Here is a 26884-nt window from a genome sequence, read left to right as displayed (position 1 = left end):
CCTTCCGTACATAATAAACACTGTCAGGATATGGCCACATCGGACAGACCAGATCGAATGGAGGGATACTATAAATTGAGAATGTTTAGGGATCTTGTAAAGAACCGGGGCTTGTATACGATGGCGATACCGGGAATCATCTTTCTCGTTGTCTTCTCCTATGTTCCTCTGTCCGGACATCTGCTAGCGTTCAAGGACTTTCAGATCAGCAAAGGCATATGGGGCAGTGATTGGGTGGGGCTGGACAACTTTCGCTTCTTTTTCTCCAATCGGGATTGGATTCAAGTGACGGTCAATACGGTTTATTTAAATGCGCTGTTCATTATTTTCGAGATGGTTTTTGCGCTTCTCATTGCTCTTTTCTTGAATGAGATTCGCTTGAAATGGTTTAAACGCACGATCCAATCCGTCATCTTCCTTCCTTATTTCATTTCCTGGGTCGTCGTCGGGTATATGGCATTCATTTTATTCAACAATACGGACGGCCTGATTAACCGCGTGCTGGGCATGACCGGGCTTCAAGCTGTCGATTGGTACCAGACCCCCTGGGTATGGCCGATTATTCTAACCTTAACGCGAATCTGGAAGAGTGCCGGTTACTACTCGATTATTCTGCTCGCTGCCATTACAGGTTTCTCCACCGATTATTATGAGAGTGCCCGCCTGGATGGAGCCACGAGGCTGCAGCAGATGAAATACATTACGCTGCCCTTGCTGAAGCCGCAAATCATCATTCTCGTCCTTTTGGGAGTCGGACGGATCTTCTACGGGGATTTCGGCATGATCTACGGAATTATCGGGGACACCGGAATTCTATTCCCGACGACTGATGTCATCGATACATATTCCTATCGGGCGTTAAGGCAGCTTGGCAATTTTAGCATGTCATCGGCTATCATATTCTATCAGTCTATCATGGGGCTTATCGCCGTCGTTTCGTTTAATGCGTTGGTTCGGAAAATCGATAAAGACTCCAGATTATTTTAAGAGCTTGTTCAAAATGTCATCTTTCCATGACAAAGCAAATTATGAAGTGGACTCGACATCGAATCTTGAGCTGACTTTTTGGACACGCACTTTAATTTCGCGGAATGTAAGGGAGGTGAATTCCAAATGAATCGTCCGGACGCTCTGATCCCGCGCCCACGAGTCCAACGGACAACCGAGTTCTCCGATAAAATGGCGGTGTTGTTGTTCGGACTGTTTTTGATTATATTTGCGCTGGCTTGTTTACTTCCTTTTTGGCTGATGGTCATTAATTCGTTCTCCAGCACCCGAAGCTTGGCGGTGAACGGATACTCCATTTGGCCCGCTGAATTTACGCTGGAGTCGTATCGTTTCCTCCTTCAGGGCAAGCAAATGTTTACCAGCTATGGCATCACCATTGCGGTAACAGCCATCGGAACCGTTATCGGCCTCGTCGTCACTACGTTGTTTGCTTACGTGCTGGCCCATCCGAAGAACCGATACCGCGGCTTCCTCTCGTTTATGACCTACGTGCCGATGGTGTTTGGCTCGGGGCTCGTCGGCTTCTATCTTCTGGTCGTTCAATGGCTGCATCTGAAAGATACGCTGTGGGCGCTTGTGCTTCCTTACGTCATGAATCCGTTTTTTGCGTTTATCTTAGTCTCGTTCTATCGCTCGTTGCCTTATGAGCTGAACGAATCGGCTAACATGGACGGCGCCGGAGAGTGGACGATCTTCTTCAAAATTATCCGGCCGATCTCAACGCCGGTTATTGCAACGATCAGCTTGTTCTACGCACTGCAATATTGGAACGATTGGTGGCTGTCACTTCTGTTTATCGATAACAGCGATATGTACCCGCTTCAGCTGCTTCTTCGGCAGCTCATGTCGCAGATGCAGCTCACGTCGCTCAATCACGGCAATGTGCTTACGCTGCCGCCGGCGGAAGGGGTCAAGTTGGCAACGGTATGCCTGACGATCGGCCCAATTATACTTGTCTATCCAATGGTTCAGAAGTATTTTGTCAAAGGTCTGACGCTCGGTTCGGTGAAAGGTTGAATATAAGAGGTTGTTCAAAAAAGTCGTCTTTGCATGACGAAGCAGATCATGAAGCGGATTCGACGTCGAATCTTGAATTCAGCCGGGCCAAAGCGTATGTTCCCGAAGCATGTTTCCTGCGGAAACATTTCAGTTGCTCACGTAGCCTCCAGTAAGCTAACGGACACCATAAACGCTATTAGCCCGCTATGTGGTAGTTCCTGATTCTAACGGACCGAGGAGACCTTATTTCGGTCAAAAGCGGCTAAATGGCCGCCATGAGGGACCAATAAGGCCTCTGGAGTCCGTTACAGCGGGAAATAGCCGGGAAATGGGCAAATAAGGTCATTACGGTCCGTTACGCTGCCGCGCTACCGGGCGTCCCTAGCTTCATCCAATCTTCTTGGTCCTGAAAACCTGACTTTTTGAACACGCACTATAAGATGATGATTTGAAGGGAGTAATTTACATGGCCAAATCAAAACGCAAGTTCTTGGCGACGACGCTGCTCGGACTAGCCATCGCATTGTCCGGGTGCTCCGGATCCGGCGGGGACGCCTCCGCGCCGGGCGATTCCGGGGAAACCGGCGATCCGTCCCTTGAACCGGTCACTTTGGAGGTTGTCATTCCGGGGGCAAAGGGGGCTAACTATGACGAGGTGCTGACCGAAGTCAACAAGCGACTAAAAGCCGAAATCAATACGCAGGTTAAATTTACATTTGTCGACTTTGCCGATCTGAATCAGAAGACCAACGTCATGCTGGCTTCGGGAGAGAGCGTGGATTTGATGTTTGATGCCCCGTGGCTGCATTTGGACACGATGGCTTCCCAGGGCTATTACGAAGAATTAAGCGAATTGCTGGACCAATACGGCCCTAATGTGAAAAAGACGAGGCCGCAACAAATGTGGGACGCCAACAAAATTAACGGCAACATCTACGGCGTTCCCTTGGGAAGCGCCTATACCCAACAGAGAGCGGTCTTCATCCGAAAGGACCTGAGGGAGCAGTTCAACTTGCCGCCCGTAAAGACGTATGAGGATCTTAAAACTTATCTCTATGCCGTTCGTGACGGTAAGTCCGGTATTACACCGCTACTCGCAGGCGCAGACGACGTCACCTACAGCTGGGTCAACTGGCTGATCCGTGACGATACCAGCATCAACATTCGTCCAACGAATTTTGCTGGAGCCAGTCTGATGCTGTATTACAAGGGCAACGATGGTAAGGTCTACAACTTCTTTGAAACCCAGGAACCTAAGATCTGGTCCGGCATCCAGGATGTCCGCAAGCTGTTCGTGGACAAAGTCATGTCGCAGGACGTTTTGACGAATAAAAGCAGTCCGGCAGAAATGCAGCTTCAGAATAAAGTGGCGGCTACGCCCCAAATGGCCTTTGGGGTTCCCCAATCGTTCAACGACCAACTGAAACAGGTCGTTCCAAGCGGCGAGCTGGAAGCCGTGCGTCTGTTTGACCTTACCCAAGGGAAAAACCTTTCCAATTTCAAGATGGATAACTTCATCTGCATTGTGAAGACAAGCAAGCATAAAGACCGCGCGATGATGTTCCTCGATTGGGCGAACAAGCAGGAGAATTATGATTTGCTGGAGCACGGCATCGAAGGCGTGAACTGGAAATCAACCGGCGAGCATCAATACGAAACGCTGAACAACGATGGCGGTATCATCTCGTTCCAGCTCATGTTGAATCCTACGTTAGAGCGGGAGTGGGCTGGTACGGACGAAGAGACTCAGAAGTACAGTCAATTCATTATGAAAGCCGACAACTTCACGAAGGACATCCTCACCGGCTTCACTTTCGATCCGACTCCGGTGAAGAACGAAGTGGCCCAGTTTGCGACTATTCAGGCCAAATACTATAGTGGATTATTTAACGGCGCGCTTGATCCGGACGAATACTTCGCCAGATTCAAAACGGAAGGCGAAGCGGTGCTCAAGCCAATCCAGACGGAGCTGCAGAATCAGGTCGATGCCTTCTTGGCAAAATAAAAGGGTTGCTTCCATTGAGACTAGCGACCCGCAAAAAAAGGACCGCTTCCAATAGGAAGTGGTCAGCCTGTTGAAAATCTTCAACAGGCTTTTTTATTATTTACGAAATGATGTGGAGTTCGTTTTATGTGGATTCCGGTTCGAGAACGATGCCTCTGTCCCCGATTTTGGAATCCTTACATCAATGGGGAGTGTCCCATGTGGAGCGAAAGCAGCTCAAAATGGCGAATAATGAACAAACAGAAACGGACTAGCGTATGACTTTACGCTAGTCCGTTTCTTTCTGCATCGACTCGCAAAATATATCGAAAGTGATTACGAGGCATGTATAGATATTTTGACGAAATCGTCCTTGATAAGATTGGACCGCTCGCATAGGAAGCGGTTCTTTTTGCGGGTCGTTGTTATTTTCTAACGGCTTCCGGTAAACGGGGCAGGACCGGAGATAACCTGACGGATTGTCCCGGCCAACTGTTCGGCCATTTGCCGATGCTTCTTGACGGAGGGATGCCCGCAGCCTCCCATTCCGTCTTCCGGCCGCTTGATGAGCGGAAACTCCAGGAAATGAATGTTGTCGTCGCCTTCTTCGTGGAGACGCTGGACGAGAGCCTTCAAATGGGGAGCGGGATCCAGCGTCATCGGACCGATTGCGCAGAACAAAGGGGCCGATGGATATCTATCGCGAATAAAACCCGTCAATTTGCGATATTGTTCAAGGTAATCCGCAGGCTCGATGGGCACGGACCAATCATTGGTCCCGAGATTAACAACTACCATTTCAGGATGAAACGGATCCATGGCTTTTTGATCGAGATCAGGACAGATGGTTTCCATGAAATAATCCGACATGCGGCCTTCTTGGCCACCGCCGAAATTCTGATAGCATCCCGTGCCGGACGCGCCCACAATCAAAGTTTCGGCATTCAAAAGTTGACCGGTCAGCGAGCTGTAAGCAAGCGCGATATTTTCGCGTGAAGCATCGCAGTCGCAGGGAATCTGCGCTTCGTTGCCGAAGCCGCATGTGATCGAATCACCGATGATGAGCAGGCGATGGGGAAGAGGGGCTGGCGGGCTCAGAAAAGCTCCGTGTTCCGTCGTCAAATCGGTAAATTTAATGCTGCCGAATGCCGCTTCCGTACGTTTCTGCAGCGTTAAGGTATGGGGCGCGTCTTCCAGATCATCCGCAAGCTGGTACAGCCGGTTATCCGGATCGACTCTCATCACCCTTACCGGAAGATCGTCGATGTAGACGTTAAGCCAGCTTTTCCCCTCTCCGTTGACATCCTCGATCTCGGCCGTTATTTCCCGTCCTTGAAAGCGCACGGTTATCGCGCTTCCGGGAAGAAAACAGGAGATGCCGTCCGGCTCTTGATGAAAGAGCCCGTGCCTCAGACTGGAAGCCGCAAAGTCGAATTTCATAACGCATTCCTTCCTTTCAATGATTTATTTGAGTTGACAACGTTACCCGTAAGGATTCTCGAATGTAGACTCCCGGATCACCAAAGAAACACCTGACAATATTTTCGTGCTGCCTCCATGGGTTTTGCCCTGAATAACCTGGTGGAGTAAATGCGCAGCGTTTCTGCCGATTTCCTCGAAGTCTTGCCGAACGGTAGATAATCCGATCGAGAGGTTGCCGGCATGGTCCCAATCATCGAATCCCATAATGGAAACATCCTGCGGGATTCTAACGCCACGGCGGGTCAGTTGTTCGATGGTTTCAATGGCGAGCTTGTCATTGGAGCAAAACAAAGCGGTGACATTCCGCTTCAATATGCTGTCGGCCAATGCCTCATAATCTATCCGGGTCAACAAATGATCGTCCGTCACCGGAAGTCCAGCCTGACGCATGGCGCTGCAATAGCCGGCGAACCGCTCCTGCTCGGAATGAAGGAAGAAGTGATAGCTTGCGAACTTTATTTTGGTGTGCTTCAGACGGATCAGCTCCCGGGTAGCCAGGATCGCTCCGTCATAATTGTTGCATCCGGAAAAATAGCTGGGATGATCCACATTGTACCGGTCTACCAATAGATAGGGGATGTTATTTTGTTCGATGAATAGGTAGTTATCCTTGCTCTGGATCGGATCGAACGGATAAATCAAGAAGCCGTCGACTTTCCGGTCCAGCATTTTCTGAATGGATGCTTGTTCAACGGCCAAATTTTCGTTGCTCCATTCCACGATTAAAGAGTAATTGAATTCGGCGGCTACTTGCTGGGCGCCTTTGATGATTTTCATATACGATACATCGTAATTGTCCTCCGCCGATAAAATGAACGCGATCAAGTGACTCGAATGGTCTGCGGCTTGATCTCCATTTACAAAAGAGCCCTTTCTTTTGATTCTGGTGATTACGCCCTCGTTGGCCAGTTCCGTCATTGCTTTTCGAATCGTTATTCCGCTTACATGAAATTGTTTCAAAAGATCTTCTTCATTCGGCAGCTTATCGCCAGAGCGAAGCTTGCCGACTTGAATCTGATGCAGCAGCGCTTGTTTTACCTTCATGTACTTCGGCTCGTTCACAAAAATTCTCCTCTTTTACAGAATGGTGCTTAATCACGGTATTTCAAATGATTTTATAAAAGTATACTTTATTAATCCATTGAAATCAAGGCTGTTATCTTGAATTTCATGCATATGTATACGTATAAATTAAGGGGGTTTCATTACTTAGTAATTGACTAAAAGTATATCGATTGATAATATAAATATAGTTATCAACAAAATAAAGTATACATTAATTTACTATAAGGATTTCGTTAGTCTATGCAAAAGCTGAAGGGAGGAATTATGTTGGAGTTTAGTTTTATCAAATATGCCAGGCTGATGGGGAGATTCGATCTGACCGAGAAAGAGAAGCCGAAATGCGGATGGGTCAACAGCGCGGTTTTTGTTGCCTTCCGAGGTACGGCCATCTCGATGACGGCTGAGGATTCCAACGACCAGGATTATGTTGAAATCGTAGTGGACGGTGTCGCTCGTAATTGGATCAATTTGAAGAAGGGAGTACATGAATACATAATCGAACAGGGGCTGCCGGAGGGTGAACACACTTTAGAGATCCACAAGCGAACGGGGATCCTCACCGGAAGTATAGCATTTCATCATTTTTCTCTGCCTGACGGCGGAAGCTTCCTTGCCCCGCCTGCGGCAAAACCTGTCCATCTTGAATACTTTGGGGATTCCATCACGGATGGAGCAGGGATCGGTCATCCGCATGTGCTCGCTGAAGCTCCGCATCTTGACGACGGATACATGTCCTATGTCGGGATCAGCGCCAGAATGTTGAATGCGGAATATCATACGATGGCCATATGCGGAATTGGCGTTTGGCAGGATGCGGTAGGGAACAAGCAAGGATTGCCGGAACATTTTTCAGGGACACTCGGCAAAGGGACGGCGCCATGGGACTTTTCCCGGTATATGCCTGATGGAATCGTCATTAATTTGGGCCAGAACGATTATTCTACGCCAATTGACGATGAGGCATATATTGCCGCTTATATTGAATTCATTCAGGTTATCCTGGAAAAGTATAACGATCCCTACGTCTTTTGCTGTGTCGGAACCATGAATAACAACTATCTTGCCAGCGTGAATAAGGTCGTGTCCTATTTCAATCAAAGCGGAAACGGGAAGGTATTCGTAGTTGATTTAGGATTGATTCATCCGGAGGTGGAAGGATGGGGCGGCCGATATCATCCCGGCTATCAGACGCATTACCGAATGGGCTTGGAGCTTGCCTCTTTTATATCCGCCAAGACCGGATGGGAACTGCTTAAGCGTCCGTTGATCGCAACGGAATGCGTGTTCTGAATTCATTGATTTAACAGAGTCGCTAAATCAGGGCGGCGAATACATGAGCAGCATCATGGTATAACCTGGAGCGTGGGTCTTTTCTCGAAATAATGGATTCATTCAGCTCGATCAAAATTCAGCTTTCGGAGGAAAAGAAACGAGAAGAACGAAATAAATACGACCGTTCCCTGATTGAATATGGGGACGGTCGTTTTTATAAGACTGTCTTATTGAATTTGCTGCATGACAGGTGACGAGCTATTTAAAAAAAGCTACAAAAGAGGAGTATCGGAGGATTCTAATGTCTGCAAATCTACCAATATGGTCTCCAAATCTTTACTGGCCGATGGGCTCAAAGACTGTAAGGGCAGAGGAAGGCTTGGGCTTGAAACAAGCTTGCTGATTTCTGCTGCCGTAGATACAACACGAAGACTACCGTATTTAAAGAATAGCTTCCATAGAGGGTCTAGAAGGTCCGATAATCGTTTTGCTTCGTCAAGATACCCTGCCTGGACTAAACGAGTTAATTGGAGGCAAGTTTTTGGAAATGTTCCTGCGAGAGCTGAATACCACGCTTCACAGCCTGCACTCAAGCCAATGACTCCAAACGGATCTCCACTGATCCCTATGGTTACATGGGGAGGAATAGCGGATCGTAGATTGTTAACTCGCGATCTAGCTTCCGCTAAATCAGAAGGGACTCCGGGGATCTTTATCGAACTGACGTTAGGTAGTTCAGCGATCCGACCATGTAACTCATCACTAAATTGAAAATGGGTGGTACTCGGATTATCATATATACATAATGGTACGGAAAGTGAGCGGGTCACTTGTTCGTATAGTTTGAATACCTCTTCATCCGTTAGTGTTTGATAGGAGAAAGGAGCGAGTAAGACGGCGCTTGCCCCTAATTTTTGTGCATCTTCAGCATATCGAAGTACATCAAGGGTGCGGATCGCACTTATACTCGTCATAACGGGAATTCCTTCTGCTGAATGGATAACAAGTTGAAGTACACGGGACCGCTCATCCCGATCCAGGTATGCATAATTTCCAGTTGAGCCGAGCGCACCAATGGAGTCGACGCCGACGTTAACTAAACGTTGTATCAAAGTCACAATAGACTGTTCGTCAATACCCGTCTCATTAAGTGGTGTTAATGGAAAAGCAGATAATCCGTGGAACATGAAATGACACTCCTTTACAATCGCGAAGAATTATAATTGGATTATAAGAAATGAATTGGACTACTTTACAGTGCCAATTTCCAATCAATTAGCAGTGCCAATTTTTCTGCGAAAATATTACGGGAACGGCAAGGCTATTAATATGTAAAAAATGGAAGATGATTTAAAATCAAACAAGATGCCATAACACTGGTTGCCCCTCGCTTATTCGTTAAAGGGCAGACGTTGCTGTGCGTTCAGGGGAGTGATGATTTCATGCATTTACTTGAGTTTTGCAAAGGAATCCAACTGGGGGAAGAAGCTGTCCGGATCATTGTAGACTACGGCATGGAGGAGAGTGAATACGCGGAGTTAAAGCAACGTTTTCAGACGGATCGCCATTCATTCTTCCAGCATGTTACAGGAGCAGCCGGGTACAGGCAAAAACTGCTTTACCTTTTCGCGAGATTTTCCTTTGATGCTTATGCGGAGTACCGAGTTCGGGGAATCGCCGACAAAATCTATTTCGATACGTTTTCGGACATTCGGATATGGTGCGATGTTTGTTACCGGGATTACGGCGAGTACGGCATTGAGGAGTACAACTGGCTTCAAGAGCATGTCCGGCTCCGGCTATTCCGCCTTGGCAGGCTGCAGTTTCAGCCTATTGCTTTTGAAAGCGACTTAAAGGAAGGGAACCTGACAGTGGAGAAGCATCAGCTCGTGCTGAATGTGCACATCCCGGAAGGGGAGCCGCTAACCCCGCAAGAGGTGGAACACTCCTTTTCGTTAGCCCGGGCATTCTTTAGAGGCATTCCGCCAATCTACACTTGCCGCTCTTGGCTGCTGTATCCCGGTCTAGATAATATCCTGAAAGCCGAATCGAACATTCTACGCTTTCAGCGACTGTTCCATATTTATGAGGTCGATGAAGCATCGAGGGAAGCCGAGCAGCGAATCTTCAATCGAGTCACAGCAGATCCTTCCGAATATGGAGAGGGAACGAGTTTGCAGCGTGCAGCGAAAGCGTTTTTACAAAATGGTGGAAAGCTTGGCCGGGGCTGTGGTATATATGTGCCGGAAACAATTGATGCGGCCATCACTTAACTATGCACGTATGGGTTGCGATATTAATGAACCACATTAAGTCGTCAATGATAAGCAAAAAGAGCAAGAATCCCTCAATTCTATTCAATTGAACTGAGGGATTCATATTTTTTTACGCTGTCTACATGAAAAGGAGCATATCACATTTGGTCAGCGGGCTTTTTGGACACAAACATTTAGCTTACATAATGGTTGTCAGCTCTATTTATAGATTTCTTGTTCCAAATATCAAATCGAATGTTACTGTTAACAATCCCGTATAGAATAATAATCACCCCTATCCACTGAGGCCAGTTTATGGCTTCTCCCAGCACTAAAGAGGACATGGTAATGACAACCGGCAATTCGGAAGACGTAAGAATGGTTCCCAATCCCGAACCAACATGCGGCATTCCAATCGAATACAGAAGTGGTGGAAGGACGCCGCCAAATATGCCCAGAGCTAATCCATAAGGAATGATTCCCATAAGTACATCCAAGTCAAACAAAAACGTTGGCGGAAATACGATAAATACGGTCAATGCGCCTCCCGTGGAAAGAAGTGCGCTTTTTAAAATAGGAGGGGTCTCTTTTTCAACCGAGCCACTCAAAAAAACGAATGTGGAAAAGGATAATGCCGCAAGCATTCCCCAAAGGCTTCCCTGCCATGACAACGCCAAGGGTTCCTGAAATATATTCGCTGCCAACACGGAACCAACCAGAAGCAATGCGATGGAAATAAGTTTCGTCTTGGTCGGTTTTTTCTTATGGAATCCCCACTCCAACAAAGCTCCGATCCAAACAAATTGGAACAAAAAAACGATAGCTAGAGATGCGTTTAAAGTTTGTAAGGCTTGATAATAAAATATGCCCGTTAACCCGAATGGAACTCCAGATAAGATAAGCCTTGAAGTTTGTATTCGAGTCAGTTTTTTCTTTTTAGTAAATAACACTGCAAGCCAAGTAAGCACAACTCCGAAGAGATACTGTCCTCCGGTTACTGCGGACACGGTGAAACCTGCTGCATATGCCAATTTAACAAAAGTGGACAAAACCCCATAACTGCAGCCTCCTAAAAAAACGATCAATGCATAGTGCCATAATTTCATCAAGTCATTATCCTCCTTAGTTGAACGCAAAAAAGCCACACAAACGACCGTACGGCCTTTGCGTGGCGAAAATAGAGAGATTGCTCTCCAGAAAAGTCCACATCATCCCAAATTGGTTTTAGGTAAGATATTAAGTTTCATTTAACAGTATAAAAGCATACTTTGAACAATGTCAATTACTATATACAAAAATAATAAGGCAGCGCAAAAAAACCAATTGCCAAGATATACCGATGAATATGAGGTTTAGATCAATGAATCGCTCCATGCGAATCCATTCATTTAGGTATTGACTTTCTCGCAAGGTTAAGGATTATGATTCTAAAGGAAAGAGGGGATTATGAGCTGTTAGGAGGGGAATTCGTGTCGAATACTTGCGAAAAATGCAGTGCCCATCTACCTATGGGGAATACATGTCAATCGATTTTTAACGAATTTATGGCACTTGAATTCACCGATCCTAGCTATGGACAGGTTCACTTTCTCACTGTTGCATCTTACATGGTTCAACATGAAGGCTATAGCGATGAAATGTATGTCTGGGTCCAAACCGCGTTACGGAAGCATCTGGAAGAAGGCTACGCAACCGGGTTGATTCGCCAAGATATGGCCAGAGGACCAGGGAGCACCAAGGGGATTCGAAGGCCAGTGAATGCGCCGCCTCTCCCCAAGGTGGCTTGGACCATGACGATTGCCGACGTAGCTGTACAGATGCATGACGCCGAAAGCTATTGTAAGCTCATTGAGCAGTGGGGGCGTACGACGCTTAAAGAGATGGGAGCGCTTGTTTTATGATGAATGATGCGAATCAGAACCAAGTCAAACGGCGTGCGGCTCTTTTGAGCAAAACCGATTGGTCAGCGCTGCCAGCATCTATTCTTGGAAGAATGCGCAAATTGCGGATTGCGGCGTACTGACTCTGACGCCTTTTAGGGGAAATACTCTCGATCGCGAAGTGCTGCGTTCAATCCGGCAAGTATGCCTCTGATCAGGGATACGAACTTCAGTATTAATGCGCGTCTACTACATCCAACATGCATTTTACGACCAAAGACTCTTCCGGCACTGGTGGGGTCTTTTTTGCGCTTATTTCTTGATTTTTTTAGTAGAGTTATATTGCACAAACTAAATGTAACATCCGGGGAATTGTGTATTTCAAGGAATATTGGATATAAGCGACAATCTAGGTTAAGGTCCCCATTAGTGTGATTACACTTGTGGGAAGCTGATTGTTGTTTTACATGCTGATTTGGTGTAAGACTAGTGTATGAAGTGTGAGATATAGGAGAAGGTGACAATGGCAAATATTAATGATATCGCAAAGCGTGCAGGAGTATCCGTATCAACCGTATCAAGGGTGCTGAATCAACATCCTTATGTATCTGAATCGAAGCGGGCAGCTGTGCAGCGTGTGATTGATGAAATGGACTATACGCCAAATCGCTTAGCTGTCGATTTAATCCGAAAGGAAACAAGAAGTATCGGTGTGATCATGCCGTACAACAACAATCAAGCCTTTGATCAACTGCTTCATGGTGTACTTAATCGATCGGTTGAACGTGATTATTCCGTGATGGTTCTCCCTACAAAGTACGATCCTGAAAAAGAGCTTAGCTGCTTAAATATGCTGAAAAATAAACAACTGGATGGAATTATCATTACCTCCCGTTCGAACACTTGGGATGCCATTATGCCATATACCAAGTATGGGACGATCGTCGCATGCGAGTTTACGGATCATCCTGAGATTGGCTGTGCTTACATGGATCGATATGCATCTTATGTAGACACGTTTCAACTGTTAAAGGATAGAGGGCATTCACGAGTCGCTTTTACGACAGCAAGAGGAGAAGAGAGTAATAGTACACAGCTGACAATAAAAGCGTATCAGTATATATTTGGTGATCTGTCGCCAGCATACCATATCACGGATTGCTACAGCATTGATGACGGGGTAAGAGCAGCACAACAACTACTTAATATGGATCTTAGACCAACCGCTGTTTATGCGAACGGCGATGAGGTTGCGACAGGCATTTATCAGTATGCAAGGAGCATACAACTGGGGGTGCCAGAGGATCTGGCGATCATTGGCCAAGAGAATCAGCCCGTTGGAATTGGGCTGCACCTGTCTACGGTTGATCATCAATTGGTGAAAGTCGGTGAACAAGCCTTTGATCTTACAATTGAGAAATCAAAGGATAAGGTAGAGATTCCTTACCACATCATTATACGTCAATCGATATAGTTAGGAGCTCATCTTTAATAATGCTGATGGAATGGCGACAAATCCAAGGTTTTAGAAGAGTTTTAAAGCTTTGTCGATGGGCAAAACATGGTTCCATTGAAAGCCGCTATTTTAGCGGCTTTTTAAGTTTTATCGATGCAGTTGCCAATATTCAACGGAAGTTAATTTAATCTGATTTGATTTGATTTCGATATTCGAGAGGACTCATTTCATAAATCTCTTTAAAAGCAGCCCCGAATTTACTCTGACTTTTGTACCCCACCGCCAAGGCAATATCCCCGATGCTCTTTGAAGTCTTATGTAACATGGAAGCAGCCTGCCTGATCCGATATTCTTTCATATATGCCGCAATGGAAACGCCGTATACTCCTTTGAAAGTAGTCTTTAGTACAGTAGGACTGATACAGTATTGCTGAGCTAGTTCCTCAATCGTAAATCTTCGTTCGAAATCTTCTGTCATTCTCTTTTGAATCTGTTTGATAATATCAACTTGCTGTCGGGCATAAATCGTCTTTTGTGTCTCACTGGCTATATCAAAGTAATAAAGATATATTAACATTTCTAGTACTTTAAGCCGGAAATAAGTGGATTTGGCCTCGATAGGAACCGTGTACATACCACAGAAGATATGCTGAATCTCTTCCTTGGCCTGTATAAAAAAGCACTCATCGTTTACAAAAAAACGATTAGCCATTCCTTGAAGATCAATGGGAAGATCGGGCAAATAATCCGATAGCTGTTCTGCCAACTTTTCCAAATCAATCGTAATGTTTATCCCTTTATAGCAGCCCAATGGAAGCTCAATGCAATCACTGTGGTTGCTCATTGTGTTCATGAACAAATCACCTTCGCCTATATATTGCAGGCACCCGTCCTTCATTTTACACTCGGCTCGTCCTTCTTGACAGTGATTTAGTTCCAGAATGTTACGTTTGGAGTGAAGTGTTGGTATAAAACGGCTCGCCTGAAAGCTTAAGCTAATCACTTCAACACCAGGCATTACAGCATACACCGAGGCAGTACCTTGCCCATCCTCAGGATCCAGCTGATAAACAATGTGGTCATGGTTCCGTGCAACAATCATGCCTGTACTAAAATGTGAAAAAGCAGATGCTCCCATAGGTTGGCTTCTCCTCTAATTTTTATTTCTATACCCCATCTTAATATATACGAATTCAAATAGACAATTTCCTAGAGCCTTGGGTTTCCATTGGGAATCCATAGGCAGTAGGAGTTCGTTCAACCCAGTATCGCTAAAAATTATTCCAAAACGTCGAACTTTTAGCCCAAATAGATTCACTTTCCAAATTTTATTGAAAAAAACATTGGAGAGAGTATACTTTTAAACAATCAAACGATCATTTGATTGATATATAGTTTGATTGTTATAAAAAATTCGATATTTGAAGGGAGTAGTTTTTTTATGAAAAAAACTTATAAACTGAGCAATCTGGATTGTGCGAATTGCGCGGCGAAGATCGAAAATGGTATTCGCAAGCTGTCTGATGTGACTGAGGTTAAAGTTAACTTTATGGGGCAGAGGATGATTCTGGAGGCTCCGGATGATAAATTTAATGCCGTTCTTGAGGAATCCAAGAAGGTTATAAAAAAACTTGAACCGGATGTATCCATTGAGGCTTAAGCGATAGATGCAAGTTTCTCGATATGGTCCATAACGAATGAACAACGTTTGCCACATTCAAATTGCGCTATTTGATTCAGCAGTGGTTGTGATGATACAGCCGCTGCTTTTTCAAATAGGAGGAGGATAGAGACATGTCAAAAAAGGAAGTAAAACAGTTGGTGCGTATCCTTATTGCATCTGTTGGTTTCGTAGCGGCACTACTCCTAAAGTTAGAGGGCATCGCTGAATTTCTGCTATATCTCGCCACATATCTCATCGTTGGAGGAGACATCATCTGGAAAGCGATAAGAAATATTTCTCGAGGACAGGTCTTCGACGAGAACTTCTTGATGTCAGTGGCCACGATCGGGGCATTCTGTCTTGGCGAGTATTCGGAAGGGATCGCTGTTATGCTGTTTTATCAGGTCGGCGAACTGTTTCAATCCTATGCCGTTTCCAAATCCCGCAGATCCATATCCGAACTGATGGATATTCGCCCCGACTATGCCAATGTGCTAAGAAATGGGGAATTGATACAGGTCGACCCGGAAGAAGTACAGGTTAATGAAATCGTTGTGGTGAAGCCTGGAGAGCGTATCCCTCTGGACGGTGTTGTTACAGACGGTTTCTCCGCAATTGATACATCAGCTCTTACGGGAGAGTCTGTTCCACGGGAAGTACACGCCGGTGAAAATGTGATTAGCGGCTGCATCAACCAAACCGGTAAATTGACCATTCAAGTGAACAAAGAATATGGCCAGTCCACGGTAGCGAAAATACTGGAGTTAGTTGAGAATTCTTCCGACAAAAAGAGCAAGAGTGAAAACTTTATCACAAAATTCGCTCGATATTATACCCCGATCGTTGTTTTCGCGGCGGTTATTTTGGCCATCATTCCACCGCTTATCACGGATCAGTCATTTGGTATGTGGATTGAACGAGCGCTGACCTTCCTTGTCATTTCCTGTCCCTGTGCTTTGGTTATTTCGGTACCGCTCAGCTTTTTTGGTGGAATCGGCGGGGCATCCAAATCCGGCGTTTTAGTGAAGGGAAGCAACTATCTTGAGGCGATGGCCAGAACAGAGATGGTCGTGTTTGATAAAACCGGTACACTGACAAAAGGCAGCTTCGCGGTCAGTGAGATGCATTCCGACAAAATGACAGGTCAGGAGCTATTGGAATTGGCAGCCTATGCGGAGGATTACTCCAACCATCCTATCGCACAGAGTATCAAGAAGGCATTTGGTAGAACCATTGATTCCACCCGGATCAAAGATATCGAAGAAATCGCCGGTCATGGTGTGAAATCTGTGATCGATGGCAAGGTCGCGTTGGCAGGCAATGCCAAGCTCATGAAACGTGAACGCATCTCCTACAAAGAAAAGAATCTTGTAGGTACCGTAGTTCATCTGGCTGTAAACAAGGAGTATATAGGATATATCCTCATTGAGGATGAAATTAAGGAGGACGCTGCGCGCGCTATCGCAGCTTTGAGATCGGCAGGAATCAAGCAGACCGTTATGCTGACCGGCGATGCCGATGCCGTGGGGAAAAAGGTTGCCGCAACGCTCAAACTAGACAAAGCCTATACCGAGTTGTTGCCAGCGGATAAAGTTGAACGAATGGAAGAATTAATGAAGGAGAAAAGCGCCAACGGAAAACTGGCTTTTGTCGGTGACGGCATCAATGACGCACCTGTTCTTGCTCGCGCCGATATCGGCATAGCCATGGGCGGCTTGGGTTCCGATGCGGCGATTGAAGCTGCGGATGTTGTGATCATGACCGATGAGCCATCCAAAATCGCCACCGTGATGAAGATAAGCAAAAAGACGCTCCGTATCGTCAAACAAAACATCATTTTTGCTCTGGGTGTCAAGGGAATTGTACTGGTTCTGGGAGCGCTTGGCATCACAACCATGTGGGGAGCAGTATTTGCTGATGTTGGAGTATCCGTCATTGCAATTATCAACGCAATCCGGGCACTCAACGTGAAAAAACTCAATACGCAAAAAACAGTAGCCCGAGAGCAAGGGGAGAGAGCGCTGGCTTAATGTTGAGGGGGTGTTACCGGATAGATTCTGTGAGTAACACGCCTCCTTTTTTATCGATTGAGGTTGTGATCTGCAAGTCCTTTCTTCGGACAAGTCATTTGAAAAAAATCATCGATCATTTGATGAACCAGACGTGCTCTTTCATTGTCGGCGAGTGAATAATAAACTTCTTTCCCCGCACGTCTGCTTTTGATCAGTCCGTGAAGCTTCAGCAATTTCAAGTGATGAGAAACGGAAGCGGCACTTATGCCAAGAGCGGCTGAAATATTGTTCCCGCACTCCTCGCAATGACAGAGCAACCAAAGGATTCGCAAACGTGTGCCGTCGCAAAGCTGTTGAAAGACGGTGGCTCCGTCCAGAAAATATTCCACATCAGGCATTTGCTTTAAAGCATGGCTTAGATCCTGTCCGTGGTCGTGAAGTATTTCCTTGTCTTTTTTCATGGACACTCCTTCAAATAAGTATTCATTTGATGAAACGATCAGTATGCTCATTCTATTTTAGCCTATGCATTACCTGATATCTAGTCAAGGAATCCCGGGACTTATGCTTTCCATCACCGGTATATTCACGGTTATTCTCAAAAAGATAGTTGACAATGAGAATCATTATCAACTATTATGTTAACTAGTAAACAAAATATGATCAACACATATGAAAAGGAGTGGCGATGAAATGACAGTGAGTCTGCGAATAGAACAATTGAAGGCGGCAGTTGAGGGTAAGGAAATCTTGAAAGGTCTGAGCCTTACGGTAAACGGCGGAGAAATTCATGTCGTGATGGGACCGAATGGAACAGGGAAGAGTACATTGGCCTCCGCTTTGATGGGGCATCCCAAGTACGAAGTGACGGATGGGATGGTTACATTGAACGGAGAAGATCTGCTGGAGATGGAAGTGGATGAAAGGGCACGGGCGGGATTGTTTCTGGCCATGCAATATCCGAGTGAGATCACGGGAGTCACGAATTCCGATTTCATGCGTAGTGCGATCAATGCAAAACGTGAAGAAGGCCAGGAAATCTCGTTGATCAAATTAGTGCGCATGATGGAAGCAAGCATGCAGACGTTGGAGATGAACCCTGAATTTATGCATCGTTACTTGAACGAGGGCTTTTCCGGGGGGGAGAAAAAGCGAAATGAAATTTTGCAAATGATAATGCTCGAGCCGTCATTGGTCATTCTGGATGAAATCGACTCCGGTCTGGACATCGATGCCCTGCGCATCGTCGCTGAAGGGGTCAATGCTTTGCGCAGTGCAGACCGAGGATTCTTAATTATTACGCACTATCAGCGACTCCTTAATTATATTAAGCCGGACTTTGTACATGTGATGATGCAAGGAACCATCGTAAAGTCTGGAGGGCCGGAATTAGCGGAGCGGTTAGAAGCAGACGGATATGAGTGGATCAAAGAAGAGCTGGGTATTACAGAAGAAGCGGCGACGCCGGATGAAGAAGAGCCGTTTCGAATTCCGATGCAAACCAAGTCACCGCGTATCTGAAAGGGGAGAGCCGTAACATGACAATGAACAGTGCAGAAAACCAGTTATCAGGACAGCTTCAATTTGAAGCAGAACCGGATTGGCTGGACAAGTTGAGGAAAAGAGGCTTGGATGCCGTCAGCACCCTGCAGCTACCCAAGCTGGAAAAGACGAATCTGCAGCGGTGGCCATTACAGCAGCAAGGGATTTGCCGTAAGCCAGAGCAGATGAGGTCTTTCGATGAATTGCCGGAATCCATCAGGAAATGGGTGTACTCGGACAATGTGTTGGTACAGCGGAATTCGGGCCCATTCATTAAGTGCTTGTCAAAAGAACTTCAGAAGCAGGGAATTATTTTGACCGATCTGGAAACAGCAGCAAGGCAGTATCCGGAACTTGTAAAGCCTCATTTCATGCAAGCCGTGCAGACTGAAGAGAATCTGCTTACTGCGCAGCATGCCGCGCACTGGAGCGGCGGAGCTTTTATTTACATTCCTGAGGGGGTTCATGTAGAGACCCCGCTGCAGACGCTATTTTTTGTAGACGAATCCGATACGCTCTTTATGCCGCATGTTTTGGTGGTAGCCGAGAAGCGTAGTTCCGTAACGCTGGTGGAGAATACCATGTCCTCATTAGATAAGAGTGTGGCAGTGAATCAAGCCATTATGGAAGTATTCGTTGGCGAAGGTGCAGCAGTCAATGTCGTGTCATTGCACCAACTGGAAAGAGACGTGATCGACCTGACTTATCGGCGCGCAATCGTTGAACAAGACGGAAGTGTGAATTGGTTGAATGGCGAAATGAATTGGGGCAAGTCGATGAGCGATACGGCATCCATACTCAAAGGCGAAGGGGCACGTTCGGATATAAAATCAATCTTGGTAGGATCCGGCAATCAGACTATGAATATCACAGCCCGGACGGTCCATTTTGGCAAGAATTCGCCAAGCGATATGGTAATCAGAGCAGTGATGAGAGAGCAGTCAACCGCAATATTGAACGGGATCACCAAAATTGAGAAGGGAGCAAGCGGGGCGAACGGACAGCAGACGGAAAAAATATTGATGCTGCATCCCGAAGCGCGCGGCGACGCCAATCCGATCCTGTTGATTGATGAAGACGATGTGAAAGCCGGACACGCCGCCAGCGTCGGACAAGTCAATCCGGAACAGCTGTATTATATGATGTCCAGAGGCATTAGCCGCGTAGAGGCCGAGCGGCTAATCGTGTATGGTTTCCTCGCTCCCGTCGTGGCCGAAGTACCGCTGGAAGGTGTAGCCACTCAGATGCGAGCGCTCGTGGAACATAAGCTGGGGCAAATCAAGGAACTAGATCAAGCAAGCATATCTGAATAAGGAGGATGACAATAAATGGCCAAGGAATTGATGGAGCTGGGAGAATATCAGTATGGCTTCAAAGATGCGCATCAAGCGGTGTTTCAATCCGGGAAGGGACTGACGCGTGAGATTGTTGCCACCATATCGGAGATGAAGGGAGAACCGGGCTGGATGCTCGACTTTCGTCTGAAATCGCTGGAATTGTTCCAAAGTATGCCGATGCCTGCATGGGGCGGCGATCTGCGAGCACTGGACTTCAATGATATTCAATATTATGTCAAGCCTTCCGAGAAGCAGGGGAAGACCTGGGAGGAAGTGCCGATTGAGATTAAGCAAACCTTTGACAAGCTTGGCATACCGGAAGCGGAACAGAAGTTTCTTGCCGGCGTGTCCGCCCAATATGAATCCGAAGTCGTGTATCACAGCATCCAGAAAGAGTTAGAGGAGCAAGGGGTCATCTTCACAGACACGGATACGGCGCTGCGCGAGCACCCGGATCTGCTGCGCCAGTATTTTGGCACCATTATTCCGCCGAGCGATAACAAATTTGCCGCACTTAACAGCGCGGTATGGTCCGGAGGAAGCTTTGTTTATGTTCCAAAAGGGATAAAATGCGAAGTCCCATTGCAAGCTTACTTCCGCATCAATTCGGAGAACATGGGACAATTCGAAAGGACGCTCATCATTACGGAAGAGGACAGCTTTGTGCATTATGTAGAAGGCTGCACGGCACCGATTTACAGCACGAATTCGCTACATAGTGCCGTTGTGGAAATCATCTGTAAGCGAAATTCCCGTGCGCGATATACAACCATTCAGAATTGGGCGCCCAATATTTACAACATGGTGACAAAGCGGGCGGTAGCCGAAGAAAATGCAACAATGGAATGGGTGGACGGCAATATTGGTTCGAAACTGACCATGAAATACCCTTCCGTATTGTTAAAAGGCCGCGGAGCCAGGGGTTCGGTACTCTCGATTGCAGTCGCTGGCAAAGGACAGCATCAAGATGCCGGGGCCAAAATGATTCACCTGGCGCCGGACACGACCTCGACCATCATATCAAAATCGATCAGCAAGCATGGTGGTAAAGTCACGTATCGCGGTCTGGCTTCCTTTGGACGCAAAGCTTCAGGAGCCAAATCGAACATCAAATGCGACACGCTCATTCTTGATAATGAGTCCACGTCGGATACGATCCCTTATAACGAGATCAAGAACGACAATGTCACGCTTGAGCACGAGGCGACCGTTTCCAAGGTATCCGAGGACCAGCTCTTTTACTTGATGAGTCGAGGCCTGTCTGAAGACGAAGCGACCCAGATGATTGTGATGGGCTTCATCGAGCCGTTTACGAAAGAACTGCCAATGGAATATGCGGTTGAAATGAACAGGCTCATCAAGCTGGAGATGGAAGGCAGCATAGGGTAAGCTCTATCATCTGTCCAGAATTATGAGGTTGCAACTGAGTTCATCAGAAAGGATGGGAGAGAGATGCATAAATTGGTTTTGATTAGACATGGAGAAAGTCTGTGGAACAAAGCAAATTTATTTACAGGCTGGATGGATGTAAACTTGTCGGATAAAGGCATTCAGGAGGCTTTACATGCCGGCAAATTACTTAAGGAAGAACAGTTCGTATTTGATGTAGCCTATACCTCATATTTAAAGCGAGCGATTAAAACACTAGATTATGTGCTGGAAGAAATGGATTTGCTGTGGATCCCTGTATATAAAACATGGCAGCTTAATGAGCGCCATTATGGTGCGCTTCAAGGTTTAAGCAAAACAACAACCGCTGAGAAATATGGGGAAGCGCAGGTTCAATTATGGCGCAGAAGCTATGATGTGCTGCCTCCTGCTTTGACAAAGGACGATGCCCGTTATCCAAGATACGATATTAAATATCGCGACATGGATGACGAGCTTATCCCGTTAACGGAAAGCCTCAAGGAAACGGTTGTTCGGGTTAGGGATTATTGGGATAAGGAAATTGCACCGCAGATTAAAGCGGGTAAAAATGTCATTATCGCTGCACATGGCAATAGTCTACGGGCATTAATCATGTTTCTGGAAAATCTCAGCTCAAAAGAGATTATTGATTTGAACATCCCAACGGGTATTCCGCTTGTATATAATCTTGATGACCGACTACATCCGGTCGAGAGATATTACCTTGGAAGCGAGGAGCATCTCGAGAGTAAGATCAAGCAGGTTGCCGAGCCAGATAAGATTATGGAATAAGGGCAAGAATTGGATTGAAACTGTCGCTGATGCGTGTGGATCTATTATTTTAGTTAACTAGTAAACAATGTAAGTGGAGGGGCGGTAGAACCTGCTATGAAAAAAACGAATGTAATGAACACGCAAGAGCAACAAACTCAGAAGCCCTAAAGCTTATACCATTAATTGTAGCGATTTTCATGGGAAACTTCCTTTCGTTGTTGAATAGCAATACGATTAATATAGCTTTGCCGGTCTTGCAAAAAGAATTTGCAACCGACTTAAGTGTTGTGCAATGGACACTGACCGGCTTCATGTTGGCGCTCGGGACCTTCGCGCCTACAGCTGGCTATTTCGGCCAACGCTTCAGTTACAAGCGATTGTATATTTTCGCCTTGCTCGGCATGACGGTTGCTTCCGTACTGTGCGCCTTGTCTTGGAACGCGTCGATGCTGATCGCATTCCGCATTGTTCAGGGCGCGTTCTGCGGTATAATCGTGCCGGCGTCGATGACCATGATATTTCAAATCATCCCCAGGCATCAGCAGTCTGTCGCCATGAGCATCTGGATCGCAGCTTCGATCGTGGCGCCAGCCATTGGACCGACTTACGCAGGTTGGCTTATCCAGCACGGCTCCTGGAAGTGGCTCTTCTGGACCAATGTACCGCTTGGCGTGCTTGCGATCGTTGTTGCCGTTTTCTTCATTCCTTACTATCGTCTGAAAGTACCGAAGGGTTTCGATGTATGGGGGCTTCTGACGGTCATCGCCGCAAGTTCGCTGCTGTTGATCACGTTGTCGCAAGGCTCCGGTTGGGGATGGGGCTCGGCCAGTACGCTGCTTTGTCTGGGAGGCGGGCTATTGGCGCTAGCGCTGTTTCTTTGGCGCGAGATGTCAATCGACACGCCGCTTCTACAGCTCAAAGTATTTCTGAATCGGCGATTCACGTCGACGGTGATATTGCTGTGTATCGTGATGATCAACTTTTTTTCGGGCATGCTCCTCGTTCCCGTTTTCTTGCAAAATGTTCAGGGACATTCGCCACTTGATTCGGGGATGATTCTGTTACCAGCTACATGTGCCATGGCGATTATGTCCTTGGTTGTCGGTCGGCTGTACAAAGTGGTTGGCCCCATGCCGTTACTGCTTGTTGGCGTACTGTTGATGGCCGCAGGAAATTTGCCGCTAGCGTGGCTGAAAATCGACAGCTCATCTGCTTATACGCTCTTGTGGATGACGGTCCGCAGTCTAGGTCTCGCCCTGGTGCTGATGCCGGCGACGACGGCCGGGATGGAGGAGATTTCCCGCGAATATATCGGACACGCCTCCGCGGAATGTATTCGTATCGTTCGGTGTGGCTCTATTCACCACGCTACTATCTTCACGTACGGCTGACCACGCCGCAAGGCTGACCGATGGGGAAGTCGGACCGAACTTGGCCCACCTGTCCACAACGATGGGCATCAACGATTTGAACATTTTATCAACGCTTATTGTCGTGCTGGCACTACCATTTGTTTTTGCAATTCGCAAAGCGCGGCAGAAGGAACGGGGAATCGACAGAGCCTAAAGGAATCCCGTGCGTTAACCATCTCGTATCTTTGGTAGAGGAACGTTGCTCCCTGGTATCGGAACATGATACGATTGTTTCTCGGTTAAGAATAATTTGTGTTACGGAAGGTGCGAGATGATGAATTCATTGGAGACGATCAAATGGCTGGTCCAGGATCAGGTTGTTCATTTTGTGCATCTGAGCGAGCAAAGGATCGAATCGGAGCAGGACAAGATTTTTCGTTATGCACAAGAGCAGCAATTGGAGTCGATCCCGCGTCATTTGACTAGCGTGCACGTGATCGACTGCATCGGCAACAACGAGCCGATTAACAATACGGCGCTTGCAGAGAAGATGAAATTGTCCAAGGCCGGCATTACGAAGATCAGCGCGAAGCTGTTGGAGGAAGGCTATATCCATCGAAGGCAACTGAATGATAATAAGAAGGAAGTCTACTTCAGTTTAACGGAGAAGGGCAGACGGGTTTTTGAGCTTCATCAACAGCTTCACAAGCTGGAGGAGGAGAGGTTTATGCAGCTGCTTGAGCCGTTTAAGGAAGCGGAATTACACGTTATTCTGCGATTTCTGCAAAGCGTATCCTCGCATTGGGCTAACAAAGACCAGGAGTAGGCGAGCGGCCTGATGCCTCGTGAATTGGTTATTCAACTTTTGATAGATGTTTCTAGTCCTCCGACAGCGTAAATGTCTAATGATACAAAAGTGTTCACATTCCTATCGGACGACAAGAGCATGGTATCTTGAAAGTCACATGAAATGTGGCTTTTTTTGTATTTAAGCATATCTTCAACAGACTTTAATCCGTATTTAAGTGCAATTAGGATGCAAAACGACGTGCAAAAGCAACGTAAAAGATTTTTTTAAAAAAAATTAAATGCTCGAACCGTATGTGAAATACTAAATTTGACTGATATGGAAGACTCAACATTTGGACAAATAGCATCTTAATTCGGATTAGCGGAATGTCGGGGTGCCCAAGAGACCATCGGTGCAAAAACGGATTCTGAACTTAGGGATTGAACGGAGCGTGCACATTCGATTTCTTCCTATCACGAAGCATGTCGTTCCATTCGAAAACTAGGATGAAAGAACATGAATGGATTGACGAAATCCATCGTAAGCGTTGAAGAACCGAAGAAGATATGATATTCAACATTTGAACAAATGCCGGCCAATCTAGGCCGGCATTGTAGTGTTCAAAAGTCGTCAGAATGTTTCTGTTTAGGCAGAAACACGCGGAAGTTAGCTATTTACAGAATCAATAACGCTGGCTAAAATGATCTTACTGATGCATCAGTTTGGCTATAAATCCTACTTATCCTATTTGAATTATAATTTTACTTGGAAGTTAGGTTTTAAAAAAAGACAAAGGTGGTTTCTATGAGAAAACAACGATATTCCGGTTTGTTATGGTTAGGGTTATTGACGCTATTCCTAATACTGTCTGCTTGCTCATCCGCATCTACCAACAACGAGCCGGAGGCATCGCCGCCGTCAACTCCCCCAGCGACTGCCTCCAGTGAGCCGGCTGAGGAGGGGACGGAGGGCCATTTACTCGAAGAACCCTTGACCGCAACCGATCTAAACAAGCTCCCGGACAGGGCGAAGCAGCGCAATGATGCGATTATCGTGACACTGGTGAATCCGAGCGGGGCCTTCACACCATACTTCACCCAAGTGGGCTATGACGGGAACGTAAACTCTGTCCTGTACACCCCACTGGTCCGCGTCGATACCGGCGGTTTGCCGGTTCCGGGTCTCGCGGAGAAATGGGACATTTCCGAGGATAAGCTGACTTATACGTATTATCTTCGCGAAGGACTGAAGTACAGCGATGGTTCCCCCATGACAACCGAGGATGTGGAATTTACATGGACCATGCTTCATGATCCGTCTTATGACGGCCTCAACAGCGTGGTGGAGACGAAGATCAAAGGTGGTCAAGCCTACAAGGACGGTAAGGCGGATTCCATTGAAGGCATTCAAATTATCGATGAGCGAACCATTTCCGTGAAGCTGGAAGAGACCAACGCAACGGCGTTGACAGTGCTTGGTGGACCGATATTGTCCAAAGCGTACTATGGAAAGGATTATCAGTTCGGCAACCTGGATTATATTAAGAACCTGCACGCCAATCCGATCACGAACGGACCTTACAAGCTGGAGAAGTTCATTCCAGGCCAAGAAGTGCGTTTTGTCGCCAATGAACACTATGTGTTAGGCAAACCGAAGACCGAATACTTCATCTACAAGACCACGGAGGGAGACACTTGGCAGTTTATCGAAACCGGGGAAGTCGACTATGGCAGCTTTTCAGCTACGACAGATAACATCGAGAAACTGAAATCCCTTGGCTTCTTAAACCTGATTCCGTCCACGGCCAGTAACTACGGCTATAATCAATTCAATCTGGAGAGGGATCAATTGAAAGACAAGCGGGTTCGCCAAGCCTTGACTTACGGTCTGAATCGTCAGCTGATTTACGTGGATTCCAGGCAAGGGGCAGCGTCGATCGCCAACATTCCATCATCTCCGATTCTGTGGTCTTATACCGAGGAAGGCATCAACCCGTATCCGTATGATCCGGAGAAAGCAAAACAATTGCTGGACGAAGCGGGCTGGACGGTCGGCGCAGACGGCATTCGGGAGAAGGACGGGGTCAAGCTCCGTATCAACTATTTGGGATCGAAGAGCCCGAATACCGATATTTTCATTGCCGTCGCCAAAGAGAACTATCAAGAAATCGGAGTTGATTTCGTGCCTGAGCAATTCCCGGATTTCAACACGCTTGTATCCAAGGTCAATAACGGCGATTATGACATGGCTTCGTTCTCGACGACGATTATCAGTGATCCTTCGCAAGGGGTGGAGCGGTTCATCAAAGGAGAAACGAAGGGCTACGACAATCCACGCATCGAAGAGCTTTACGCCCAGGGTCTTGCGACTGGCGACGTCGAAGAGCGTAAAGCGATTTACCACGAAATGTTCAAAATATTGAATGACGAATTGCCGATCATGTTTACCAACTATACGAAATCAGTCATCGCGATCAACGGACGCATCGACGGTTTTGAGTTGAACCCGCTCGCGGGTATCGCATACAGCTTACCGGGTTGGAATTTGCAATAAGCGAGCTGGCAGCTGGAGGGAAGATTAGACAGCTCTATCAAAGAAGACAT

The 26884-nt window shown here is 46.6% G+C and carries 24 protein-coding genes; 18 read left to right on the top strand and 6 right to left on the bottom strand.

Annotated features, from left to right (window positions below; translation table 11 throughout):
* Positions 1-75: 75 nt before the first annotated feature.
* The 3 genes from MHH48_RS18630 to MHH48_RS18620 all read left to right on the top strand — a co-directional run bounded on the left by MHH48_RS18630 (position 76) and on the right by MHH48_RS18620 (position 4012).
* Complete coding sequence (locus MHH48_RS18630) at positions 76-987, top strand: ABC transporter permease subunit (RefSeq protein WP_256720432.1); 912 nt, start codon at positions 76-78, stop codon at positions 985-987.
* Positions 988-1113: 126 nt separating this feature from the next.
* Positions 1114-2025: a carbohydrate ABC transporter permease gene (locus MHH48_RS18625; RefSeq protein WP_076321451.1), complete on the top strand. Its 912-nt coding sequence runs from the start codon at positions 1114-1116 to the stop codon at positions 2023-2025.
* Between the two features lie 448 nt (positions 2026-2473).
* A complete protein-coding gene (locus tag MHH48_RS18620) occupies positions 2474-4012 on the top strand; it encodes an extracellular solute-binding protein (protein WP_076321450.1) in 1539 nt (512 codons plus the stop codon).
* Between the two features lie 411 nt (positions 4013-4423).
* On the opposite strand, the gene MHH48_RS18615 is transcribed toward MHH48_RS18620, so the two are convergent.
* Entirely contained in the window at positions 4424-5431 is a 1008-nt protein-coding gene (locus MHH48_RS18615; protein ID WP_076321449.1) for an SGNH/GDSL hydrolase family protein, read from the bottom strand.
* 42 nt (positions 5432-5473) lie between these two features.
* Positions 5474-6535: a GntR family transcriptional regulator gene (locus tag MHH48_RS18610; protein ID WP_076321448.1), complete on the bottom strand. Its 1062-nt coding sequence runs from the start codon at positions 6533-6535 to the stop codon at positions 5474-5476.
* A gap of 267 nt (positions 6536-6802) precedes the next feature.
* On the opposite strand from MHH48_RS18610, the gene MHH48_RS18605 reads away from it, so the two are divergent.
* Positions 6803-7828 carry an SGNH/GDSL hydrolase family protein gene (locus MHH48_RS18605; protein WP_076322145.1) on the top strand — a complete coding sequence of 342 codons (1026 nt, stop codon included), beginning with the start codon at positions 6803-6805 and terminating at the stop codon, positions 7826-7828.
* A 254-nt stretch (positions 7829-8082) separates the two neighbouring features.
* On the opposite strand, the gene MHH48_RS18600 is transcribed toward MHH48_RS18605, so the two are convergent.
* Positions 8083-8997 (bottom strand): dihydrodipicolinate synthase family protein, encoded by a 915-nt coding sequence (locus tag MHH48_RS18600; RefSeq protein WP_076321447.1) that lies wholly within the window; start codon positions 8995-8997, stop codon positions 8083-8085.
* 255 nt (positions 8998-9252) lie between these two features.
* Between MHH48_RS18600 and MHH48_RS18595 the strand changes: the two genes are divergently transcribed.
* The gene (locus tag MHH48_RS18595) at positions 9253-10083 is read left to right on the top strand and encodes an acyltransferase domain-containing protein (RefSeq protein ID WP_076321446.1); all 831 of its coding nucleotides are present in this window, start codon (positions 9253-9255) and stop codon (positions 10081-10083) included.
* Between the two features lie 176 nt (positions 10084-10259).
* Here the strand turns inward: MHH48_RS18595 and MHH48_RS18590 are convergent, their stop codons facing one another.
* Positions 10260-11171, bottom strand: a complete 912-nt coding sequence (locus MHH48_RS18590) for a DMT family transporter (protein WP_076321445.1) — start codon at positions 11169-11171, stop codon at positions 10260-10262.
* A 363-nt stretch (positions 11172-11534) separates the two neighbouring features.
* Between MHH48_RS18590 and MHH48_RS18585 the strand changes: the two genes are divergently transcribed.
* From MHH48_RS18585 to MHH48_RS18570, 4 genes are all read left to right on the top strand, one after another.
* On the top strand, positions 11535-11966 hold the full coding sequence (locus tag MHH48_RS18585; protein ID WP_076321444.1) for a DUF5946 family protein: 432 nt from the start codon (positions 11535-11537) through the stop codon (positions 11964-11966).
* The gene (locus tag MHH48_RS18580; protein WP_256720431.1) at positions 11963-12088 is read left to right on the top strand and encodes a hypothetical protein; all 126 of its coding nucleotides are present in this window, start codon (positions 11963-11965) and stop codon (positions 12086-12088) included. Before MHH48_RS18585 ends, MHH48_RS18580 begins: the two co-directional genes overlap by 4 nt.
* 380 nt (positions 12089-12468) lie before the next feature.
* Complete coding sequence (locus MHH48_RS18575) at positions 12469-13419, top strand: LacI family DNA-binding transcriptional regulator (RefSeq protein ID WP_076321443.1); 951 nt, start codon at positions 12469-12471, stop codon at positions 13417-13419.
* Positions 13420-13439: 20 nt separating this feature from the next.
* A complete protein-coding gene (locus MHH48_RS18570) occupies positions 13440-13589 on the top strand; it encodes a hypothetical protein (protein WP_179090592.1) in 150 nt (49 codons plus the stop codon).
* Here the strand turns inward: MHH48_RS18570 and MHH48_RS18565 are convergent.
* Entirely contained in the window at positions 13586-14539 is a 954-nt protein-coding gene (locus MHH48_RS18565; RefSeq protein WP_076321442.1) for an AraC family transcriptional regulator, read from the bottom strand. The genes MHH48_RS18570 and MHH48_RS18565 overlap by 4 nt on opposite strands.
* Before the next feature lie 303 nt (positions 14540-14842).
* Between MHH48_RS18565 and MHH48_RS18560 the strand changes: the two genes are divergently transcribed.
* Together MHH48_RS18560 and MHH48_RS18555 are read left to right on the top strand one after the other, a co-directional pair.
* Complete coding sequence (locus MHH48_RS18560) at positions 14843-15061, top strand: cation transporter (RefSeq protein WP_076321441.1); 219 nt, start codon at positions 14843-14845, stop codon at positions 15059-15061.
* Positions 15062-15195: 134 nt separating this feature from the next.
* On the top strand, positions 15196-17094 hold the full coding sequence (locus tag MHH48_RS18555) for a heavy metal translocating P-type ATPase (RefSeq protein ID WP_076321440.1): 1899 nt from the start codon (positions 15196-15198) through the stop codon (positions 17092-17094).
* 50 nt (positions 17095-17144) lie between these two features.
* On the opposite strand, the gene MHH48_RS18550 is transcribed toward MHH48_RS18555, so the two are convergent.
* Positions 17145-17537, bottom strand: a complete 393-nt coding sequence (locus MHH48_RS18550; protein ID WP_076321439.1) for a metalloregulator ArsR/SmtB family transcription factor — start codon at positions 17535-17537, stop codon at positions 17145-17147.
* 232 nt (positions 17538-17769) lie between these two features.
* Between MHH48_RS18550 and sufC the strand changes: the two genes are divergently transcribed.
* The 7 genes from sufC to MHH48_RS18515 all read left to right on the top strand — a co-directional run bounded on the left by sufC (position 17770) and on the right by MHH48_RS18515 (position 26834).
* A complete protein-coding gene (gene sufC, locus MHH48_RS18545; RefSeq protein ID WP_076321438.1) occupies positions 17770-18597 on the top strand; it encodes a Fe-S cluster assembly ATPase SufC in 828 nt (275 codons plus the stop codon).
* Positions 18598-18614: 17 nt separating this feature from the next.
* Positions 18615-19931: a Fe-S cluster assembly protein SufD gene (gene sufD, locus MHH48_RS18540; RefSeq protein ID WP_076321437.1), complete on the top strand. Its 1317-nt coding sequence runs from the start codon at positions 18615-18617 to the stop codon at positions 19929-19931.
* Between the two features lie 15 nt (positions 19932-19946).
* Positions 19947-21344 carry a Fe-S cluster assembly protein SufB gene (gene sufB, locus MHH48_RS18535; RefSeq protein ID WP_076321436.1) on the top strand — a complete coding sequence of 466 codons (1398 nt, stop codon included), beginning with the start codon at positions 19947-19949 and terminating at the stop codon, positions 21342-21344.
* A 63-nt stretch (positions 21345-21407) separates the two neighbouring features.
* Entirely contained in the window at positions 21408-22157 is a 750-nt protein-coding gene (gene gpmA / locus MHH48_RS18530) for a 2,3-diphosphoglycerate-dependent phosphoglycerate mutase (protein ID WP_076321435.1), read from the top strand.
* A gap of 197 nt (positions 22158-22354) precedes the next feature.
* Positions 22355-23530: a DHA2 family efflux MFS transporter permease subunit gene (locus tag MHH48_RS18525; protein WP_179090591.1), complete on the top strand. Its 1176-nt coding sequence runs from the start codon at positions 22355-22357 to the stop codon at positions 23528-23530.
* 292 nt (positions 23531-23822) lie between these two features.
* On the top strand, positions 23823-24317 hold the full coding sequence (locus MHH48_RS18520) for a MarR family transcriptional regulator (RefSeq protein WP_306023980.1): 495 nt from the start codon (positions 23823-23825) through the stop codon (positions 24315-24317).
* Positions 24318-25085: 768 nt separating this feature from the next.
* Positions 25086-26834, top strand: a complete 1749-nt coding sequence (locus tag MHH48_RS18515; protein WP_076321434.1) for an ABC transporter substrate-binding protein — start codon at positions 25086-25088, stop codon at positions 26832-26834.
* Positions 26835-26884 lie beyond the last annotated feature (50 nt).

Source organism: Paenibacillus sp. FSL F4-0100 (assembly GCF_037993005.1).
Classification (GTDB): domain Bacteria; phylum Bacillota; class Bacilli; order Paenibacillales; family Paenibacillaceae; genus Paenibacillus_AQ.
This window is presented reverse-complemented; position numbering and strand designations above follow the sequence as displayed.

Bases quoted from the DNA above. Each gene is read 5' to 3' on its own strand.
- MHH48_RS18520 (WP_306023980.1), top strand. From the start codon at position 23,823: ATGATGAATTCATTGGAGACGATCAAATGGCTGGTCCAGGATCAGGTT.
- MHH48_RS18560 (WP_076321441.1), top strand. From the start codon at position 14,843: ATGAAAAAAACTTATAAACTGAGCAATCTGGATTGTGCGAATTGCGCG.
- MHH48_RS18605 (WP_076322145.1), top strand. From the start codon at position 6,803: ATGTTGGAGTTTAGTTTTATCAAATATGCCAGGCTGATGGGGAGATTC.
- MHH48_RS18555 (WP_076321440.1), top strand. From the start codon at position 15,196: ATGTCAAAAAAGGAAGTAAAACAGTTGGTGCGTATCCTTATTGCATCT.
- MHH48_RS18590 (WP_076321445.1), bottom strand. From the start codon at position 11,171: ATGAAATTATGGCACTATGCATTGATCGTTTTTTTAGGAGGCTGCAGT.
- MHH48_RS18600 (WP_076321447.1), bottom strand. From the start codon at position 8,997: ATGTTCCACGGATTATCTGCTTTTCCATTAACACCACTTAATGAGACG.
- MHH48_RS18515 (WP_076321434.1), top strand. From the start codon at position 25,086: ATGAGAAAACAACGATATTCCGGTTTGTTATGGTTAGGGTTATTGACG.
- MHH48_RS18565 (WP_076321442.1), bottom strand. From the start codon at position 14,539: ATGGGAGCATCTGCTTTTTCACATTTTAGTACAGGCATGATTGTTGCA.
- MHH48_RS18595 (WP_076321446.1), top strand. From the start codon at position 9,253: ATGCATTTACTTGAGTTTTGCAAAGGAATCCAACTGGGGGAAGAAGCT.
- gpmA (WP_076321435.1), top strand. From the start codon at position 21,408: ATGCATAAATTGGTTTTGATTAGACATGGAGAAAGTCTGTGGAACAAA.
- MHH48_RS18615 (WP_076321449.1), bottom strand. From the start codon at position 5,431: ATGAAATTCGACTTTGCGGCTTCCAGTCTGAGGCACGGGCTCTTTCAT.
- MHH48_RS18570 (WP_179090592.1), top strand. From the start codon at position 13,440: ATGCTGATGGAATGGCGACAAATCCAAGGTTTTAGAAGAGTTTTAAAG.
- sufC (WP_076321438.1), top strand. From the start codon at position 17,770: ATGACAGTGAGTCTGCGAATAGAACAATTGAAGGCGGCAGTTGAGGGT.
- MHH48_RS18620 (WP_076321450.1), top strand. From the start codon at position 2,474: ATGGCCAAATCAAAACGCAAGTTCTTGGCGACGACGCTGCTCGGACTA.
- sufD (WP_076321437.1), top strand. From the start codon at position 18,615: ATGACAATGAACAGTGCAGAAAACCAGTTATCAGGACAGCTTCAATTT.
- sufB (WP_076321436.1), top strand. From the start codon at position 19,947: ATGGCCAAGGAATTGATGGAGCTGGGAGAATATCAGTATGGCTTCAAA.
- MHH48_RS18550 (WP_076321439.1), bottom strand. From the start codon at position 17,537: ATGAAAAAAGACAAGGAAATACTTCACGACCACGGACAGGATCTAAGC.
- MHH48_RS18580 (WP_256720431.1), top strand. From the start codon at position 11,963: ATGATGAATGATGCGAATCAGAACCAAGTCAAACGGCGTGCGGCTCTT.
- MHH48_RS18575 (WP_076321443.1), top strand. From the start codon at position 12,469: ATGGCAAATATTAATGATATCGCAAAGCGTGCAGGAGTATCCGTATCA.
- MHH48_RS18625 (WP_076321451.1), top strand. From the start codon at position 1,114: ATGAATCGTCCGGACGCTCTGATCCCGCGCCCACGAGTCCAACGGACA.